18 protein-coding genes are annotated in these 18,135 nt (G+C 64.4%); 6 read left to right on the top strand and 12 right to left on the bottom strand.

What is annotated here, in order from left to right; translation table 11 throughout:
- Positions 1-7 precede the first annotated feature (7 nt).
- The 3 genes from PIN31009_RS12315 to PIN31009_RS12325 all read right to left on the bottom strand — a co-directional run bounded on the left by PIN31009_RS12315 (position 8) and on the right by PIN31009_RS12325 (position 2,363).
- Complete coding sequence (locus PIN31009_RS12315) at positions 8-1,309, bottom strand: TolC family protein (RefSeq protein ID WP_174997136.1); 1,302 nt, start codon at positions 1,307-1,309, stop codon at positions 8-10.
- A gap of 186 nt (positions 1,310-1,495) precedes the next feature.
- Positions 1,496-1,987 (bottom strand): hypothetical protein, encoded by a 492-nt coding sequence (locus PIN31009_RS12320; protein WP_174997137.1) that lies wholly within the window; start codon positions 1,985-1,987, stop codon positions 1,496-1,498.
- A 46-nt stretch (positions 1,988-2,033) separates the two neighbouring features.
- Entirely contained in the window at positions 2,034-2,363 is a 330-nt protein-coding gene (locus PIN31009_RS12325) for a DUF4148 domain-containing protein (protein WP_174997138.1), read from the bottom strand.
- 296 nt (positions 2,364-2,659) lie between these two features.
- On the opposite strand from PIN31009_RS12325, the gene PIN31009_RS12330 reads away from it, so the two are divergent.
- The 5 genes from PIN31009_RS12330 to PIN31009_RS12350 all read left to right on the top strand — a co-directional run bounded on the left by PIN31009_RS12330 (position 2,660) and on the right by PIN31009_RS12350 (position 7,489).
- On the top strand, positions 2,660-3,358 hold the full coding sequence (locus tag PIN31009_RS12330; RefSeq protein ID WP_150790446.1) for an alpha/beta hydrolase: 699 nt from the start codon (positions 2,660-2,662) through the stop codon (positions 3,356-3,358).
- A gap of 156 nt (positions 3,359-3,514) precedes the next feature.
- Positions 3,515-4,585: an acetamidase/formamidase family protein gene (locus tag PIN31009_RS12335; RefSeq protein ID WP_150685386.1), complete on the top strand. Its 1,071-nt coding sequence runs from the start codon at positions 3,515-3,517 to the stop codon at positions 4,583-4,585.
- Between the two features lie 12 nt (positions 4,586-4,597).
- Positions 4,598-4,837 carry a XapX domain-containing protein gene (locus PIN31009_RS12340; protein ID WP_087687568.1) on the top strand — a complete coding sequence of 80 codons (240 nt, stop codon included), beginning with the start codon at positions 4,598-4,600 and terminating at the stop codon, positions 4,835-4,837.
- A gap of 10 nt (positions 4,838-4,847) precedes the next feature.
- Complete coding sequence (locus PIN31009_RS12345) at positions 4,848-5,039, top strand: DUF1427 family protein (protein WP_087687569.1); 192 nt, start codon at positions 4,848-4,850, stop codon at positions 5,037-5,039.
- 92 nt (positions 5,040-5,131) lie between these two features.
- Positions 5,132-7,489: an acetamidase/formamidase family protein gene (locus tag PIN31009_RS12350; protein ID WP_150790447.1), complete on the top strand. Its 2,358-nt coding sequence runs from the start codon at positions 5,132-5,134 to the stop codon at positions 7,487-7,489.
- Positions 7,490-7,533: 44 nt separating this feature from the next.
- Here PIN31009_RS12350 and PIN31009_RS27905 read toward each other — a convergent pair whose 3' ends face one another.
- The gene (locus tag PIN31009_RS27905; RefSeq protein WP_174997139.1) at positions 7,534-7,701 is read right to left on the bottom strand and encodes a hypothetical protein; all 168 of its coding nucleotides are present in this window, start codon (positions 7,699-7,701) and stop codon (positions 7,534-7,536) included.
- Between the two features lie 98 nt (positions 7,702-7,799).
- Here PIN31009_RS27905 and PIN31009_RS12355 point away from each other — a divergent pair, with 98 nt between their 5' ends.
- Positions 7,800-8,645, top strand: coding sequence for a LysR family transcriptional regulator (locus tag PIN31009_RS12355; RefSeq protein WP_150685384.1), 846 nt, complete (start codon positions 7,800-7,802; stop codon positions 8,643-8,645).
- Positions 8,646-8,692: 47 nt separating this feature from the next.
- Here the strand turns inward: PIN31009_RS12355 and ssuD are convergent, their stop codons facing one another.
- The 8 genes from ssuD to PIN31009_RS12395 all read right to left on the bottom strand — a co-directional run bounded on the left by ssuD (position 8,693) and on the right by PIN31009_RS12395 (position 18,077).
- On the bottom strand, positions 8,693-9,817 hold the full coding sequence (ssuD, locus tag PIN31009_RS12360; RefSeq protein ID WP_150790448.1) for an FMNH2-dependent alkanesulfonate monooxygenase: 1,125 nt from the start codon (positions 9,815-9,817) through the stop codon (positions 8,693-8,695).
- The gene (locus PIN31009_RS12365; RefSeq protein ID WP_150790449.1) at positions 9,814-10,998 is read right to left on the bottom strand and encodes a sigma-54 interaction domain-containing protein; all 1,185 of its coding nucleotides are present in this window, start codon (positions 10,996-10,998) and stop codon (positions 9,814-9,816) included. Before PIN31009_RS12365 ends, ssuD begins: the two co-directional genes overlap by 4 nt.
- A gap of 10 nt (positions 10,999-11,008) precedes the next feature.
- Positions 11,009-12,208, bottom strand: a complete 1,200-nt coding sequence (locus PIN31009_RS12370) for an acyl-CoA dehydrogenase family protein (RefSeq protein ID WP_150790450.1) — start codon at positions 12,206-12,208, stop codon at positions 11,009-11,011.
- Positions 12,201-13,565 (bottom strand): LLM class flavin-dependent oxidoreductase, encoded by a 1,365-nt coding sequence (locus PIN31009_RS12375; RefSeq protein WP_150790451.1) that lies wholly within the window; start codon positions 13,563-13,565, stop codon positions 12,201-12,203. The genes PIN31009_RS12370 and PIN31009_RS12375 overlap by 8 nt, the downstream gene beginning before the upstream one ends.
- An 18-nt stretch (positions 13,566-13,583) precedes the next feature.
- Positions 13,584-14,864, bottom strand: coding sequence for an SfnB family sulfur acquisition oxidoreductase (locus PIN31009_RS12380; RefSeq protein ID WP_150790452.1), 1,281 nt, complete (start codon positions 14,862-14,864; stop codon positions 13,584-13,586).
- A gap of 34 nt (positions 14,865-14,898) precedes the next feature.
- Positions 14,899-16,158, bottom strand: coding sequence for an SfnB family sulfur acquisition oxidoreductase (locus PIN31009_RS12385; protein ID WP_174997140.1), 1,260 nt, complete (start codon positions 16,156-16,158; stop codon positions 14,899-14,901).
- A 100-nt stretch (positions 16,159-16,258) separates the two neighbouring features.
- Positions 16,259-16,921: a methionine ABC transporter permease gene (locus PIN31009_RS12390; protein WP_150790876.1), complete on the bottom strand. Its 663-nt coding sequence runs from the start codon at positions 16,919-16,921 to the stop codon at positions 16,259-16,261.
- Entirely contained in the window at positions 16,893-18,077 is a 1,185-nt protein-coding gene (locus PIN31009_RS12395; protein ID WP_150790454.1) for a methionine ABC transporter ATP-binding protein, read from the bottom strand. The genes PIN31009_RS12390 and PIN31009_RS12395 overlap by 29 nt, the downstream gene beginning before the upstream one ends.
- Positions 18,078-18,135 lie beyond the last annotated feature (58 nt).

Genomic DNA, 18,135 nt, shown 5'->3' on the forward strand with positions numbered 1-18,135 from the left:
GGATTCCTCACTGATATTGCGGTTGGGTCAGACGATCGGCCGACAGCAGCGGTACGCCATCGACGCTGCCACCCACGGCAAGCCCGACGGTGGCGTAGGCGCTGTACGCGCCGGCGACAGAGGTGATGTATTGAGAACGCGCCATCGCGAGCGTGCGTTGGGCATCGAGCACGTCGAGGAAGCCGAACTTCCCGAGCAGGAAGCCACGGCGCGTGGCGTCGTAGGCGCTCTGCGCCTGCGGCAAGATGTCTTCACGGAGCCTGCGGGCGGCCTCGCGTGCCGCCGTGAATTCCGCGTAGGCGCTCGTGAGCGTCTGCTGCTGTTGCTGGCGAACCCCGAGGTAAGCGTCACGTGCGATGTCGGCGCGTTGCGCGGCTTCCAGCGTGGCGCCGCGCCGGATGTCGAAAATCGGCAAAGGGATCGAGAGCCCGACGACCGCCTGATTGTCCGTGCGAGCCCCGTCGGTCACACGCTTCAGACCGAGGGTGACGCTCAGGTCAGGGATGCGCTGAGCGCGCTCCAGTTTCGCGAGTGCGTCACGACGCTGGATCTCCTCGCTTGCCGAGCGCACCGCAGGCGTGGTGTCGAGCGCCGCCGCGAGGCGTGACCATTCCGGCAGCATCGGCAACGACTCCAGACTGCCGGACAGCGTGCCGGGCAACTGCCCTTCGCCCACGCTCAGCACCTGCGCGAGTCGTGCGCGGGCGCGATCTCGCGCGGCATTCGCACTGGCCAGTTCGATCTGTGCATTGTTGGCCGCGATTTGTGCACGCCCTTCATCCACGGGCGAGACCTTGCCGGCTTTCACGCGCCGCTGCACCGCCACGTAAGTTTCCTGCGCAATGGTGGCCGTCTGCGTGGCCAGCTCGACCAGCTCCGTGCTTGCCAGCGTCTCGAAATAACGCACGACGACCTCGCTGCGCACCGAGGCTTCGCTCGCTTGTGCGTCCAGCTCGGCGGCTCGCTGAGCGGCGGATCCGGCCTCGACACGCCATTGGCGCTGTCCACCGAGTTCGATCGGCTGCGTCAGTTGGGTCGTGGTCGTGCGCGCGGTGCTGCGGAAGTCCTCCTGAAGGACTGACAGCGCCGGATTCGGCCGCGCACCGGCTTGTATCAGCGCGCTCGACTGCGCATCGATCTCGCGTCGCGCGACTTTCAGGCCGATGTTGTTCTCGAGCGCGCTCTGCATGGCTTGCGCCAGCGTAAGCGAGGTAACGGCGCCGGGTGCGCTGACGGCGGGTTGTGCATTTGCCGGGGCGATGCCGAGCAACAGCACGGCAACACACGTCGCGTAGAGGGTGGTCTTCATGGGCGCAGAGAGAGCCGACGCGCAAGCGAGAAACGATCCGGCAATCCGGCGGATCTGCGAGCGCTGGCGGACAGGGAAAGGAAGCCCGGTCATGAGAGACCGGACAGCGGGCATCGTAAGCACCCGCCGCGATCACCAACATGAAACGGGGATTACATTTTTGTCATCTTCAGACGACTGTGGCCATCAGGGATGCTCGCTGCCGTCCGATGCCCGGGCGAGCCGTGCCCCGGCAACGGCCTGTTGACCTGCCACTGCCGGCATCGGGTAAATGGCGCCGTACATGGTGTTCAGCCACTGCGTCAGACGTAGTTCGGCGAAGTACATCTGACCGCCTTCAAGACGCAGGCTGCGACCGAACGTGCCGTCTGCCTGCCCGGTGAACTCGTGCTCGCCCGGTGGAAGATCGAGGACGAGATAGGTCATGGGCGCGAGATCGCCGGCGTGCGTGCTGCCGACGTCCACCGGCGTCGTGCGCCGGGGATCCGTCGTGCGCGAGCGTACGAGATAGACGCGAGCGACATCGGCGGGCGGCGGCACGAACGTCTTGGCTTGGCCATCGGCGGCGAGACTCTCCATCGGCACCGAGATGCATTGCGATGGCTTGCCTAACCAGCGGCATGGAACGAAGGCCTCAGCCTGCGCGCCCTGCGCTGTTGCGGACAGCGCGATAGCCATGAGCGTCGCGGCGGGAGCGAAAGAAAGGAGACGCCGACGCATACCGTCACTCGACCAAAGGCAGTTTCGGATACACCGAATCGGGCTGGTTCAGCAGGCCTTGTTCTGCCGCGGCTTCCAGCTCTTTCTGCACTTGCTCGCGGGTCATTTTCGAAGACGACTGCGTACCTTGCAGTGCCTTGAGATTCGACGGCACCGGCACGCCATTGGCATGCATGTCCTTCAGTTGTTTCGCCACATCGTCGCGCGACACGGCCGGTCCGGTATCGGTGGCGAACGGCGGCACATTGTTGTCGTAACGGGCAGTGGCCTGCACAGACAAAGACAGCAACGCGCCGGCACTGAGGGTGGAGATGACGAGGATGCGTTTGATCATGGTGGTACCCCTTGGGTTGAGATGACTCGGGAAGACATCAGTCCCTGTGGAACTGTTGGGTACCATCGTAAGCAGCCGCAGCAAACAGCAAGATGAACCGGGGATTACTAATTTGTCATGAAGATGACAAGGAGCGACAAGCCAAAGATGACCATCGCATGACGCGTCAATCGATGCTCACACCGGGCGAATTCATGACCTATAGTCGTTACTCCGGCAGCGCCGGATAGCCCCCTCCCGCCGGCAGGCTATGCGTCGAACATTCGCTGGCGAACAGCATCGACTAGGAGCAGAGCATGAGCGATAAACCGACAGTCATTCTGGTTCACGGTTTCTGGGGAGGCGCGGCCCATTGGGCGAAGGTCATTGTCGAACTGACGCGCAAAGGCTATACGTCGATTCACGCGGTTGAAATGCCACTCACGTCGCTCGCCGACGACGCCGAGCGTACGCGCAAGATGATCGCGCAGCAGAAAGGTCCGGTCCTGCTCGTCGGCCACTCGTATGGCGGCGCCGTGATCACCGAAGCTGGCGATCAGCCCAATGTGATCGGGCTTGTCTATATCGCCGCGTTCGCCCCCGACGCCGGCGAAAGCCCGGGCGGCATCACCGAGCAGCATCCCCCCGTCGCGGTGCCGAATCTGGCGCCGGACAGCGATGGCTATCTGTGGATCAAGCCCGATAAATTTCACGAGAGCTTCTGTCAGGATCTGACGCCGGAAGAAGGCCTCGTGATGGCGGTGACGCAGAAGGCCCCCCTCGCATCGACCTTCGGCGACACGATTACGTCACCGGCGTGGAAGAAGAAGCCTTCGTGGTACCAGATCTCCAGCGACGACCGGATGATCGCGCCGGAAAACGAAGCGAAGATGGCCGCGCGGCTCAATGCGAGAAAGGTGATCACGCTGGCCGCGAGTCATGCGTCGCTGGCATCGAAGCCGGTCGACGTCGCCGCGTTGATCGACGAGGCCGCCTCGACGCTTGCCAACACCTGAAGGCTTCCCATGACGGGCACCCCCAAAGCGCGGCGCTGAACCGGGGTTAACGTTAGTTCCTCCCAGCAACAGAGAACGTGTCAAACGCTCCTAATCGTCGGGTTTTGTCGGGCACTACCATGACTTCACCCTAAAACGAAAATCAGGAGACATGGCATGCTTCACGACCTTCCCGCCCGGCCGGAAACCGTGCATTGGGGCTACTTCGACGCGACTCAGCGACCCGCGCTGACGGTGAAAAGCGGTGATCTGATTCGCGCCGAAGCCGTCACGCACCACGCGGGCGATGCCCCCGATCTGATGATGGATGCCGCCGTGCGTGCCATCTACGACACGATTCCCCACGAAGACCGCAACCCCGGTGTGCACATCATGACCGGCCCGATCTTCGTCGAAGACGCGAAACCGGGCGACATGCTCGAAGTTCGCTACCTTCAGATGATTCCCCGCTTCCGTTACGGTGCCAACGTGGCCGCCCACTGGGGCCAGTTGTACGACGATTTCAAGAAGGAACGGGTGACCATCTACGAGCTGGACAACCGCTCGAACACCGCCCACGCCCTCTTCGCGTTCGACTACCCGGGCAAGCTCACCACGCCCGGCAAGATCGTCGATCACCGCGAATGCTGCAAGCAACCGGCGCTGGCGGGCGTGCGTGTTCCCGTGCGCCCGCACTTGGGCACCGCCGGGGTTGCACCGGACGCCAAGGGACGCGTGACCACGGTCGAGCCCGGGCTGCACGGCGGCAATATCGACAACTGGCGCATCGGTGCCGGTGCCACCATGTACTACCCGGTGCAGGTCGACGGCGCACTCTTCTCGATCGGCGATCCGCATATTTCGCAAGGCGACGGCGAGATCAGCGGCACGGCCATTGAAGCGTCGCTCAATGTGCTGTTCCAGATCGTGCTCCGCAAGGACTTCCACTTCCCGTCGCCCCTGCTCGAGACGCCGGACTGCTGGATCGTCCATGGCTTCCATCCCGACCTCGACGAGGCTGGCAAGAACGCCGGCCGCGACATGGTTCAGTTGCTCACGGAGCAGCAAGGGCTCTCGCGCGACGACGCGTACTCGCTGATGAGCGTCGCGGCCGACTTCGGCGTCACGCAGGTGGTCGACGGCACGCAGGGTATCCATTGCACGATGCCGCGCAGCATCTTCCCGCCCGAAGAGACGGACGCGATGGCGGCGGCCCGGCAATCGACTAAGCCATCGACAAAACCGTAAGGAACCCACGCCATGCAATACGTCTACATCGGGCGCAATGAAATCGTCGCCCTGCTGGTGGGGCTGGTCACGGGCACGCTCTACTCGTGGCTAAACCTGCCGATTCCGGCACCGAACGTTGCCGGGGGCATTTTCGCCATCGTGTTCACCTATCTTGGCTATCTCATTGTTCAGGCGTGGCGCCGCTCGGTGACGTTCGGCCGTCCGCCCGCCGAGGACGTGCCGCACACACGGCCGGTCCGGTCTTCCTGAGGAGAACGCCATGGTAGAACTCACGCTGGGCGCCACCGAACTTCAGGCGGCCGCCGTCGGTCTGGTTACCGGCATCGTCTACACGAGCGTGCGGGCGCCGATTCCCGCGCCAAACGTGCTTGGCGGCATTTTCGCCATCTTCGGTACGTTTGTCGGTTTCGTGCTCGTCGCCGCGATGCGGGGGCAATTGCACTTCGGCTAGCCGGATTGCATCATTGACGGTAATTCCCGGGCCGGTGGCAGCGCAGATTGTCCCCGGCCCGGTGTCCACGTCCCCCATGCAGGAGATTGGTCTTGGATCGCGCGCATTTTTCAACCGAGTCCTACGCTCACGACCAGCGGGGCCCTGCGTGGCAAGCCCGGCTACTCGACGCGCGACTGCATTTTCGTTCGCCCGCCCCCGAGCAGCCGCTGCACGGCACCTTGCTCTCGCACCGCACGCCCGCCGGCATCGAGGTGTCCGTCATTGCCGCCACGCCGCAGATCGTGTCTGCACGCGCGGGCGGCGAGCGTGGCTATCTGCTCATCATGTTGCTCGACGGGCAGGCCGAACTCACGGGCAGCGTGATCGACGAGCCGCTGGCGACGGGCGAGATTGCCTGCATTCCGGCAATGGAAAGCGTTGACTTCGTCGCGCGCACGCCTTTTCGTATCGTCACGCTGCATATTCGGCACGCGCTGATCGCGCCTCGACTGGCAAGTGCACCGCTCGCGGGTACCTGCAAACTGCCGCCGTCGGTCGGCGGGCTCTTCGGGAGCCTGCTCAGAACGATTGCCGATCAGTTGGACGCGATGGCCGAGCCCGACGCGCAGGCGCTCGAACCGGTCGAAGGTGTCTTGCTCGAGTTGCTGGCGTCGGCGCTGGTGGCCGCCAAACCCCATGCGACGTCGGGGCTGTCGTCCTCGCGTTCGGCCATGTTCGCGCGCATTTGTCATCGTGTTCAGGCGCGGCTTGCGGAGCCCGAGCTGTCGTTATCCGCCATTGCCAATGACGAACACATCTCGGACCGCTATCTGCGAAAGCTGTTCGAGGACTCGGGGCAGAGCTTTTCCACGTATCTGCGCAATAGCCGGCTCGAACGATGTCACGCGGATCTCGCGAATCCGGTCTACGACCAGTTGTCGGTGTCGGATATTTGTTACCGATGGGGCTTCAACGACCCGTCGTATTTCAGTCAGGCGTTCCGGGAGCGGTTCGGCGTGTCGCCGAAAGCCTTTCGCGAGCAAAGCCTGAAGGCACGCACCCTGCCCGCCCGCGCCCGCATCTCCCGGGGACATCCCGACTTTCCCTCGGCGACGTTACCACGGGGTGCCGTGGCGCCAGATGCGGTACGCGCTGCGCGCCGCGCCACGTCCGATGGCCCGGATGCGCCAGATGCGCACGCCGGTCTGCCTCACGAAGCGGGACAGCATCACTACCTCCGCGCAACGCGCGAGTCGGTGCACTGGGGCTATCTGAGCCACGATCTGCCGCCGGTACTGACGGTCGATTCCGGCGACACGGTCACCATCGAAACGCTGACCCAGCACGCCACCGACGACTGGGAACGTATGGTGCAGGGCGACCCCGGTGCCGAGAGTGTCTTTCACTGGACCGCCACGCAGAAGAACGTCGACCGGCGGGGGGCGGGCCCGATGGATGCCTCCGTCTACGGGCGGGGGGCAGGCGAAGGTTTCGGCGTGCATATCTGCACGGGCCCGATTGCCGTCAAAGACGCCATGCCGGGCGACGTGCTGGAAGTTCGCATTCTCGACTTGCAGCCGCGCCCCAGCGCCAATCCGACGTATGCGGGCAAAGCCTTCGGGGCGCATGCCTCCGCGTGGTGGGGGTTTCACTATCAGGACATGCTGACGGCCCCGCGCGAGCGCGAAGTCGTGACCGTCTTCGAAATCGACTGCGAGCGCAATGACGGTGTCGCGCGCGCGATCTACAGCTTTCGCTGGACGCCGCAGCGCGATCCGTTCGGCGTCGTGCACACGACCATCGATTACCCGGGCGTGCCCGTCGATCATTCGAAGATCACGAAGAATCTTCGCGCGCTGAAGGATGTCGAAATCCCGCTGCGTCCGCACTTTGGCGTACTCGCGGTGGCACCTGCGCAAGACGGGCTGATCGACTCGATTCCGCCGTCGAGCTACGCGGGCAATCTGGACAACTGGCGTGTTACGCGCGGCGCCAGCGTGTTCCTGAAAGTGGCGGTGCCCAACGCCCTGCTGTCGATCGGCGATCCGCACGCGTCGCAAGGCGATGCAGAGCTAGGCGGCACGGCCATCGAATGCTCGCTCACCGGCAATATTCAACTGATCTTGCACAAGAAGGCGGCGATTCCCGCCAACGCACCGTTCGCGGACCTCACGTATCCACTCGTGGAAACTGCGCAGGAGTGGATCGTGCACGGCTTCAGTTCCCCGAACCATCTGGCCGAGCTGGGTCAGAAGGCGCAGAGCCAGATCTACCTGAAGTCGACACTCGACAGCGCCCTGCGCGACGCCTTTTACAAGGCGCGCCGGTTTCTGATGCAGGTCAACGGACTGACCGAAGACGAGGCGAACGCCATCCTCTCCGTCGGCGTCGACTTCGGCGTCACCCAAGTGGTGAACGGCAACTGGGGCGTGCACGCCATCATCCGAAAGTGCTTATTTCCGTCGTAACCTTTCGTCGTAACCTTTCGTCCCAACCCTTCCGACCTGAACGGCTACCGCCACACCGCCACCACGACGGCCGTCAGCAGGACGACGGCGAGCGCAACGCCCGCCACGCTGACGACGTGGGCCGCCACAAACGCATTTGCCGATACCGGGGACTGATCCGGCGAATGTCCGCGCCGAGGCTCACGCGGCGGGTCGATCTGATATTGAGACATGACGTAGCTCCTTTGACGGAGCCATCGTAATTAGCGCTCGACCATTCGAACAGTGCATGGCAGGATATTTCAATGATGACAAATTCGAATGATTGATCATGAACGCATTAGATATCGATGCCGTGCGGGCCTTTGTGCTGACGGTCGAACTCAAGAGCTTCACCCGGGCGGCCGAAGTGTTGAATTCCACCCAGTCTGCGGTCAGCGTCAAGATCAAGCGGCTGGAGGCGGTACTGGGACACCGGCTGCTGGACCGCACGCCACGTCAGGTGCGGCTGTCGGCTAGCGGACTCGCATTTCTCGCACCGGCCCGTGCGCTTGTCAGTGCGCACGAGACGGCGTTACAGGCGTTCAGCACCCAGACCCGGCGCTTGACCATCGGCATCAGCCACCATCTGGTCGGCGCCAATCTCCCTCTGTTGATACGACGCATGCACGACGCGGACCCCGGCGTGATTGTCGAGCTTCGCATTGCGCCGTCGCGCGAATTGCTCGAACACTACGATGCGACGGAGATCGACGCGTGCATTGTGTTGCGCCACGACACCCGGCGTCTCGACGGCGAGCGCATCATGGTGCAATCGTTCGGCTGGATGGCGGCGACGGACTTCGAACCGAGTGCCAATGGCGGCCTGCCACTTGCGACGCAAGCCAAGCCGTGCAGCGTGCGCGCCATGGCGGTGAGCGCACTGGACGCCGCCGGCGTCGCGTGGCACGAAGTCTTCGTGGGCGGCGGTGTCGGCACCATCGGCGCAGCCGTGACCGCAGGGCTGGCCGTCGCCGCGCTCGCGCATCGGGTAGCCCCGGCCGGCACGGTCGACGTGGGTCAGCGTCTCGGCCTGCCCCCGCTCCCCGTGCGAGACGTGGTGATGCACACCGGACTCACCGATGCGCAGGCCAGACGCACACTTCAGACGCTGAGCGCGGCGTTGCGAACGACGTGAGGTCAATGCGTTGCGTGCGGCGGGTGCGAGCGTAACGATGATCGACGTCAGCGGCTGGCACGCACGTCGAAGGCACCACCGGTCAACGTACGGTCACGCAACGTTACGGGTTGCTTGCCCGGCAGCAACGGGAAGACCAGTTCGGCAAAGCGGATGGCTTCTTCCAGATGCGGGTAGCCGGACAGCACAAAGGTGTCGACACCGATGTCGGTGTACTCCTTGAGTCGGGCAGCCACCTCTTCGGCATTGCCCACCAACGCGGTCCCTGCGCCACCGCGCACCAGCCCCACGCCCGCCCAGAGATTCGGCCCGACCACCAATTGGTCACGCCGCCCGCCGTGTAAGGCGGCCATGCGCGCCTGCCCGACCGAGTCCATCCCCGCGTAATTGCGCTGCGCGGCGGCGATGTCGTCGTCGCTCAAATGGCTGATGAGACGGTCGGCATCGGCCCACGCTTCGTCACTGGTCTCGCGCACGATGACATGCAGCCGGACACCGAAGCGCAATGTGCGGCCCTGCTTTTCGGCGCGGGCACGCACGTCGGCGATCTTGGCAGCGACTGCTGCCGGTGGTTCACCCCAACTCAAATATGCATCCACATGCTTCGCGGCCAACTCATGTGCGGCGTTCGACGAGCCGCCAAAATACAGCGGCGGATGCGGTTGCGTCGCGGGCTCGAAGAAGTTCTGCGCCCCTGTCACTTTCAGGTGCTGCCCTTCGAAATCGACCGTCTCGCCGTGCAGCAACCGGCGCCAGATCGTCAGGAACTCATCTCCGGCGACATAGCGGTCGTCATGCGCATAAAACACGCCGTCAGCGGCCAACTCGGTGGCGTCGCCGCCCGGCACGACGTTCAGCAGCAAGCGCCCCGGTCCGAGCGCCTGATCCAGCGTCGCCGCCTGTCGCGCCGACGCGGTCGGGTTGCCGAGCGACGTGCGCAGCGCCACCAGTAACTTGATGCGTTGTGTGACCGGCACGAGACTCGCCGCCGTCACCCACGGGTCGAGGCAGGAGCTGCCGGTAGGGATTAGCAGACCGTCGAAACCCAGACGCTCGGAGGTTTCTGCAATCTGCCGCATGTAGGCATTCGTCGCGGGGCGGCCGAAGTCGGATTTGCCGAGGTATCGCGTGTCGCCCGAGGTGGGCAGGAACCAGAATATTTCGGGGCTCATGGAGTCGTCCGGAGGTCGTTGTCTTGGGTTGCGCAGGTGTCGGCAGCGGGTCTGCGGGGCAGACCGATCTCGCCCAAGCGGATCAGGCGCGCGCGCACCACGTTGCGGCTGATGCCGAGCAGACGTGCCGTCTCGCTCTGGCTGTAGTGACTGAATCGAAACGCTTCGCGCAGTAGCGCGTCTTCGACCAACTGATGCAGGTTGGCGTTGCCGGACTCGCACAGTCCGTAAATCGCTTGACGCAGTGGCTGCAACGGTGGCGAGCTTTGTGCAGGGTCGTCATGCTGCGGAGCGAGCTGCGCATCGTTGTGTCGATCGTTGCGTAGATCATTGATCACGGGCGCCGCCGTCAATTGCTCGCGGGCACCCGCGACGGGCAAGCGAAGGCTCGCCGCGTCGATCTGGCTTTGCTCGCACCGGAGCAACGTGCGATGAATCACGTTCTCAAGTTCGCGAACATTGCCGTGCCACGGTGCCCGCATCAGCGCTTGCTCCGCGTCCGGGGTCAACGTCAGACGCGGGTAGCCGAGACGGCGGCTATAGGCGTCGATGAAGTAACGCGCGAGCGGCACGATGTCCCCAGGCCGCTCGCGCAGCGTCAGCACATTCAGGCTGACGACGTTGAGCCGGTAGTACAGGTCCTTGCGAAAGCGCTTTTCCCGCACCAGTTGTTCGAGATCCACCGTGGTCGCTGCAAGAATGCGCAGATCGATCGGGATGGGCTTACGGCCGCCGAGGCGCATCACCTCGCGCGCCTGCAATACGCGAAGCAGCTTGTTCTGCACCGGCAACGGCAGATCGTTGATTTCGTCCAGAAAGATCGTCCCGCCGTTGGCCTCTTCGAACCAGCCGGGTTGCGCGCCGAAGGCACCGGCAAAGGCGCCGCTCTCGTAGCCGAACAGTTCCGCATCCACCAGCGACTCGGAGTACGCGCCGCAGCTCACGAAAACGAAAGGACCGTCGCGGCGCAAGCTGCGGCTGTGAATATGCCGCGCGATCAACTCCTTGCCCGTGCCGGTTTCGCCGTTGATGAGGATGCTGGCATCGCTGGGCGCCACCTGTTCGACCTCCGACAGTAATTCTCGCGACCGGGGATCGACGAAGATCCAGTCGGCGGCATTGCCGGGCTCGTCGCCGCCACCGGCGCGGGGGGCGTTCGGCCATACCGGTACGATTGCCATGCGCTCCCCCTTACGAGTAGAAAGACGGCGTCGGCGGTTGGCCGTTCAGCACCCAATGCCCGATGTCCTGAAGCTTGTAGTCGACCGGGTCGTGCAGCGTCTGCACGCGCAGGTTGCGCCAGTAGCGATCAAGCCGCAGCGCGCCATGCGTCGCACGCGCCCCCGTGGTCTCGAATAGCCGGCTTGCCACCTCCAGACCGGTGCGCGACGCCGCCACCTTGGCCGTAGCGACGGCCAAAGCCACTTGGCCCCGGGCCCCGGCATCGAGCGCATCGCCCTGCGACCACGCGTCGTCGAACAACGCAGCCGCGTGCCGCGTGAGCAGCCTCACGCTTTCCAGTCCGACGTGAAACTCGCCGTAATGCGCCAGCGTGTACGGGTCTTCACTTGCCCGCGCAGCGTTCGAGCGGAACCACGGACGCGCTTCGTGCAATGTGTAATGCCGGGCCTCGGCAAGCGCCCCTTCGGCCAGCCCGAGAAACATATGAACGAAGACGAGTTGCGCCAGCAACGGACGAAGTGCCGAGCGTGGCGTGGACAGCGGGCCCGGGTCGAGCAGCAGTTCACCGGACTCCACTCGCACCCGTTCGAACAGTGCACTGCCGCTGTCCGTCTGGCGCTGGCCGAAGCAGTTCCAGTCGCTGTTGATCGTGATACCCGCGCGAGCGGTTGGAACGGCGGCGATCAACATCTTGCCGCGCTCGTCGATGCCGGAAGCGATCAACATCTCCGAATCGAGTGCGCCCGAGCAAAAGCTCTTCTTGCCGGAGAATTCGAACCAGTCGCCGACCCGGCGCACCGTCGTTCGGTCGTCGAGCGGATTCAGCGCATTGCCCCAGAACCACTGCTTCTTCGCGGTCTGCTCGACCCACGGCGCCCACTGTTCGGGCTGCGCGAACAACTGCACCGTCGCCAGCAGCAGGTGGTGAAAACCGTAGACATGCGCGATGGAGCTATCTGCCTGCGCCAAGCGGCGCACGGTATCCAGCGTTTCTCCCCAGCGTGCGCCCTGACCGCCGTAATCCTTGGGAATAGAAAGCGACAACAGGCCGCTCTGGCGCAAAGCGTCGCGCTCGGCCTTCGGCGTCCCCCCTTGGGCGTCCCGCTCGACAGCCGTTTCGGCAAATTGACGTGCGAGGGTGTCAGCGCGTTGGGCGGCATCGCCCGAGAACGTTGCCGACTTGAAAACAGCGTGTTCGATATCAGACATGGCGGAACCTCGCACCCGCGTGATGCTCCTGAAGACGGTCGCCGCGCCCGAACAACTGTTGACGCAGCGTGCCACGCTCGTACTCGGTGCGATAGCGGCCACGGCTTTGCAGCTCGGGCACGACGAGATTGGCGAAGTCTTCCCACGTTTCGGGCACGACGATGCGCGTCAGGTTGAAGCCGTCGATCTCGCCGACGTCGACCCAGCGCTCAAGCTCGTCGGCCACCTGCGCCGCATCGCCCACAATCGTGTGATACCGGCTGCCCAGTGCGAACTGTTCGAGCAGCTTGCGCCGCGTCGTCCAGCCTTGTTGCTGCGCGGTTTTTGTCGCCGACTGGATGGCATTGCCGCCGCCGAAATCGATGGGGTCGTCCAGACCATACTTGGCGAAGTCCACGCCGGTACTCGCAGCGAAGTGCGCCAGCCCGCTTTCCGCGCTCGCGTGCGACAGATATTCCGCGTGCTTGTCGCGCGCTTCGGCTGCCGTTTTCCCCGGCACGACGGCGATGCCCGCATAAATTTTGATATCGTCTGGCCGGCGCCCGGCATCCACTGCCGCCTGTCGCAGCTTGCGCGATGCCGCACGCGCCGCTTCTGGCGTGTTGGCACCGATGAAAACGCCCTCGGCGTGCTGGCCGGCAAAGCGCAGGCCGCGTGAGGAGGTGCCGGCCTGAAACAGCACCGGCGTTCGTTGCGGCGACGGCGAGCTCATGTGAATGGCATTGGCACGATAGAACGGCCCCTCGTGCTCGATGGCGCGTACCTTCTCGGGCAAGGTGTGGATGCGGCGAGCCTTGTCGGCCACGACGGCACCGTCGTCCCAACTGCCTTCCCACAGCTTGTACGAGAGGTTTAGAAAATCTTCGGCACGGTCATATCGGCTGTCGTGCTCGGCGAGGCCGCCCTGCCCCAGTCCCCGCGCGCCGCTATCGACATAACCGGTGACGATGTTCCAGCCGATGCGGCCGTTGGTGAGCTGGTCGAGCGTGGAAACGTCGCGGGCAAACGTGTACGGGTGATGCGCGCTCACCGACGCCGTCAGTCCGAAACCGATGTGCTTGGTCACGGCCGCCATCGCCGACACGATCAGCCACGGGTTGTTGACGGGCAGTTGAATGCCTTCACGCAGGGTCAGATCCACCCCGCCCTGATAAACGTCGTAATAGCCGATCACGTCGGCAATGAAGATGCCGTCGAATAACCCGCGCTCCAACACCTGCGCAATGTGGGTCCAGTATTCCAGCGTGTTGTACTGGGTGGATCGATCGCGCGGATGGGTCCACAGTCCGTGATGAATGTGCCCGACGCAGTTCATGTTGAACGCGTTGACGTGAATGTGCCGTTTGCCTTGTGTCATGGGGAATGCCTTGCGTCGTCAGATAGCACCGTGGCGCGGCGGGCGCACACCATTGAGCGCATAGTTGCCCACGGCGTGGTATTTCCAGCGCACCGGGTCGTGCAGCGTGTGCGTGCGCGCATTGCGCCAGAAGCGGTCCAGCCCTTGGTCGGCCAGCGTGGCGCCGGTGCCGGCGAGCTCGAACAGTTTGGTGCTCGCGAGCAGGCTGGCCGTGGTGCTCAGCGCCTTGGCCTGCGCGACCGCGACCGAGGCGGCCGCCACGCTGTCTTCGTCCGGCTGCTGCTGGGCGGCGTCCACGACCCGCGCGGCACGGGCAATCAATGCGTCGGCGGCGCGCAGGCGCACGTGCACATTGCCGACCTGTTCCAGCAACAGCGGGTCTTGTGATGCGCTCGATACGCCTGAATCGATCCACGGCCTTGCGTGGTCGCGGATGAACGGCAAGGTGGCCTGCAACGCCCCATGACCGATCCCGGCATCCAGCGCCGCGTGGATGATCTGGGCGAACGGACCGATGGTGGTGGGCCGCTCGAACGAAGCGGCAAACGGTACGACCCATTCGGGCTCGACCCGCACGCGTTCGAACTGCACCGAACCGCTGCCGGTCACGCGTTGACCGAAACCGTCCCAGTCGTCGGTGATCGTCACGCCCGCTGCGGTACGTGCCACGAACACGAGATACGAGCGCTCGCCGACGTCGCCCTGCGCGACGGCAAGTGTGGGAATCCAGTGCGCGTAGATGGCGCCCGTGCAATAGAACTTGGCCCCTTGAATGAACCAGCCGTCGGGTTCGCGTAGTAACTGCGTCCGGCGCTTGAAATCGCGATGCCCGGTCTCGGCCAGCGCATTGCCCAGCCGCTCGCCGCGCAGCACACGGTCATAGAAGAACGCCTTCTGCGCATTGGTGCCGCCCACGCGCAGGACTTCAAGCGAGTAATAGTGATTCTGCGGAATATGGCCAAAGTTACCGTCAGCCGCGGCAATCTCGCTGACGACTTGTGTCAGCACGCCGGTGGAGACGCCCGCGCCGCCGTATTCTTTCGGCACGGTAATACCCCACAGACCGCTCTGGCTGAATTGTTCGACCTCGCGCCACGGCAACGTGCGATCACGGTCGCGCTGCCGTGCGCCGCCTGCAATGCTGCGGGCAAATTCGCGCGCCACGTCCAACGCCTGTGCCTCATCGCGAATCACTTGCGCAGGTTGTGCCGGCGCCGGGGCTGGGTGAGGTTGCGTGCCCAGTCCCACGAATGCGCTGGTGTGACTCGCTGCCTCTGCGTTGTTCAATACCTGTGTCATGCCGATTCCTGTTCGATTGCTGGCGTGAGTTCGCTCAGTTCCACTGGTGGCGTTTGGGCAGCGCGCCGTTGAGCACGTAGTTGCCCACCAAGTGGTATTTCCAGCGCACCGGGTCGTGCAACGTGTGCACGCGGGCATTGCGCCAGTGGCGGTCGAGGTTGTGCGCAGACCGGCTTGCCGCCGATCCCGCGAGTGCAAACAGCTGCTCGCTGGCCAGCAGTGCGGCTTCGGTCGTCAGAATCTTGGCCTCTGCCACCGCCACCGACGCACGGGCGCTCACCTGCTCGTCGACCGGATGACGCGCCAGTTCGTCGAGATATCGCGCCGTTTCGATCAGCACGGCATGCGCGGCGTCCACTTCGATCTGCAACTGACCGATCTCGTGAATGATGTAGGGGTCGGCACTGGCGGTTGCCACACCGGCGTCAATCCACGGGCGACTTTTCTCGCGCACGAAGTCGAGTGCATCGCGCAGTGCGCCTTGTGCAATCCCTGCATCGATCGACGCCTGAATCAGTTGCGATACCGGGCCGGACAGCGTGGCGATTTTCTCGAACTGCCACACGGGAATCACGTCTGCCTCGCTCACGACGACGCCGTCGAAAATGACACCACCGCTCGCCGTCGTGCGCTGCCCGAACGCATCCCAGTCGTCGAGGATGGTCACGCCGGGCGCATCGCGCCGCGCCCAGACCTGCACCGGACGGTCGGCTTCGTCCAACGCTCGGAACGGAATCCAGTGCGCAAACGCTGAGCCGGTCGAATAAAACCGCGTGCCGCTCACACGCAGCACGCCGTCGCTATCGCGGTGTAAGCGGGCCGTCGCCGCGTAAAGTTGCGCCGCCTTCGCTTTGCGTTCAGGACCGGCGTTGCCCAATCGATGACCGCTCAGCACATCGGCAAACCATCGTTGGCGTTGCGCTTCGCTGCCCATGTCTTGCAGGTTTTGCAGCACGGCGAAATGGTTCTGCGGAATCTGTCCGAGCGACGGATCGGTGGCGCAAATCGTGACGAACAACTGCGCCAGCGTTTCATACGATGCACCTAGTCCACCGTACGCCTTGGGGACGGTGATGGCCCACAGCCCGCTGGCGCTGTAGCGCTCGATCTCGTCCCACGGCAGACGGCGCTCACGGTCGCGCTCGGCGGCACCGGTGCGGAACTCGTCGGCCAACGTCGCGGCCACTTGCAGTGCTTCGGCTTCGCTGGCGATGCGATGCGGACGACTCGGCGGCAGCGGCAATCGGTCCATCACGCGTGGCGGCGCCACTTCGTGGGCATCGGGTAGTTTCATGGCGAGCCTCATTACGGAAACAGGAATCGGAGAATCCGGGCCGGCCGCGATTGGCGGCAACACGGCCCGTAAGAGCAAGAGATCGCACGCGGGTGTCGTCTTACCGGCTGCGCAACCAATGGGCGTATCGATCGCCAATGACCTGAACCACGCTCACCAGCACGATCAGTGCCGCGATCACGATCAACATCACCTGCGTATCGAAACGCTGGTAGCCGTAGCGAATCGCAAGGTCCCCCAACCCGCCTGCGCCCACGGCACCCGCCATGGCCGACGCGCTGATCAGCGCCACCAGCGTGATGGTGAAACCCCCGATTACCCCCGGCAGAGCTTCCGGCAAGTAGACGTGGCGCACGATGTCCCACTTCTTGCAGCCCATCGCCTGCGCGGCCTCGATCAGACCGGGATCGACCTCGCGCAGCGAGACCTCCACGATGCGGGCAAAAAACGGGGTCGCACTGACGGCGAGCGGCACGATGGCGGCCCACACGCCGATGGTGGTACCCGTGACAAGCCGCGTGAACGGAATCAGCGCCACCAGCAAGACGATGAACGGCGTCGCGCGGAACCCGTTGATCACACTGCCGACCACCCGGTTGACGCGCGGCCACGCGAGAAACCCGCCGGGCGCCGTGACAATCAGCAGCACCGCCAGCGGAACGCCCGCGATAAAGGCAATGCCTCCGGAGACACCGACCATCATCAACGTGTCGATCAGCGCGTTGCCGTATCTTTCAATGGGGATGGACAGCGTCAGCGACATATCCCAGTACCTTGATGTCATGCGCAACGGCCTCGGGCCCCTGCGTCAGTGTTTCCCAATCCGCCGAGTTGCGCGGGGTGACGGTGTTTCTCAGCGCGATCAGCAGTTGCCCCTGCGCGTGTCCCTGAATGCGGTCCACGCCGCCGTGCAGCAGACGCACGTCGCCCTGCAACGCGCGGGCGATGCGCGGAAAGTCAGGCTCAAGGCCGTCGGCACCGCGATAGGTGAATTGCAGGATCTGCGCGTGACGCCCGGCCGGCGGCTCGGGCAGCAACGCCTGCTGAAGGTCGTCCGGCAGGCCGTGTTGCAACGGCGCGAGCAGTGCCCGGGTTGCCGGATGCTGCGGCATGCCGAACACCTGCCAGACGTCGCCCAACTCGGCAATCCGCCCCTTCTCCAACACCAGCACCTTGTCGGCGATCTCGCGGATCACGCTCATTTCGTGCGTGATCAGAATGACGGTGATGCCCAACTGCCGGTTGATGTCGCGCAGCAGTTGCAGGATGGACTGCGTGGTTTCGGGGTCGAGCGCTGAGGTTGCCTCGTCGCACAGCAGAATCTCAGGGCCGGTTGCCAGCGCCCGGGCAATGCCGACGCGCTGTTTCTGCCCGCCCGAAAGACGGCCGGGGTACGTACGGGCCTTCTCTGCCAACCCAACCAGTGTCAGCAGCTCGTGCACGCGCGCTTCGATTTGCGCTCGCGGTACGCCGGCCACTTGCAGCGGCAGCGCCACGTTGTCGAAGACAGTTTTGGCCGACAGCAGGTTGAAGTGCTGGAAGATCATGCCGATGCGACGGCGCAACGTCACCAGTTGGGCGTCGTCCAGCGTGGCGATATCGGTGCCGTCGACCAGCACCTGTCCACTGCTCGGCCGCTCCAGCCGGTTGACGGTGCGCAACAGGCTGGATTTACCGGCGCCGCTTCGCCCGATGATGCCGAAGATGCTGCCCGGCGCGATGTCGAGCGTAATGGCTTCCAGCGCGGCGACCGGGCCCGCAGCGGAGAGATAGGTCTTGGCCACATCGCGAAAGGCGACGGCCCCCTTCTCGCGACTCGACGCGGGCGCGTGGGCGGGGACGGACGACGGCGCATGCGCCCCCGCCTCCCGCTCCGCAGGGCTCACCCGCGGTTGCCTTGCTGCAACGGTTACGCCCATCTTGACTCTCCTTGGCTGGCGGCAATCTGCAACGTCTGAGGCATCATGGCGTGACGTG

Source organism: Pandoraea iniqua (assembly GCF_902459685.1).
GTDB classification, from domain to species: domain Bacteria; phylum Pseudomonadota; class Gammaproteobacteria; order Burkholderiales; family Burkholderiaceae; genus Pandoraea; species Pandoraea iniqua.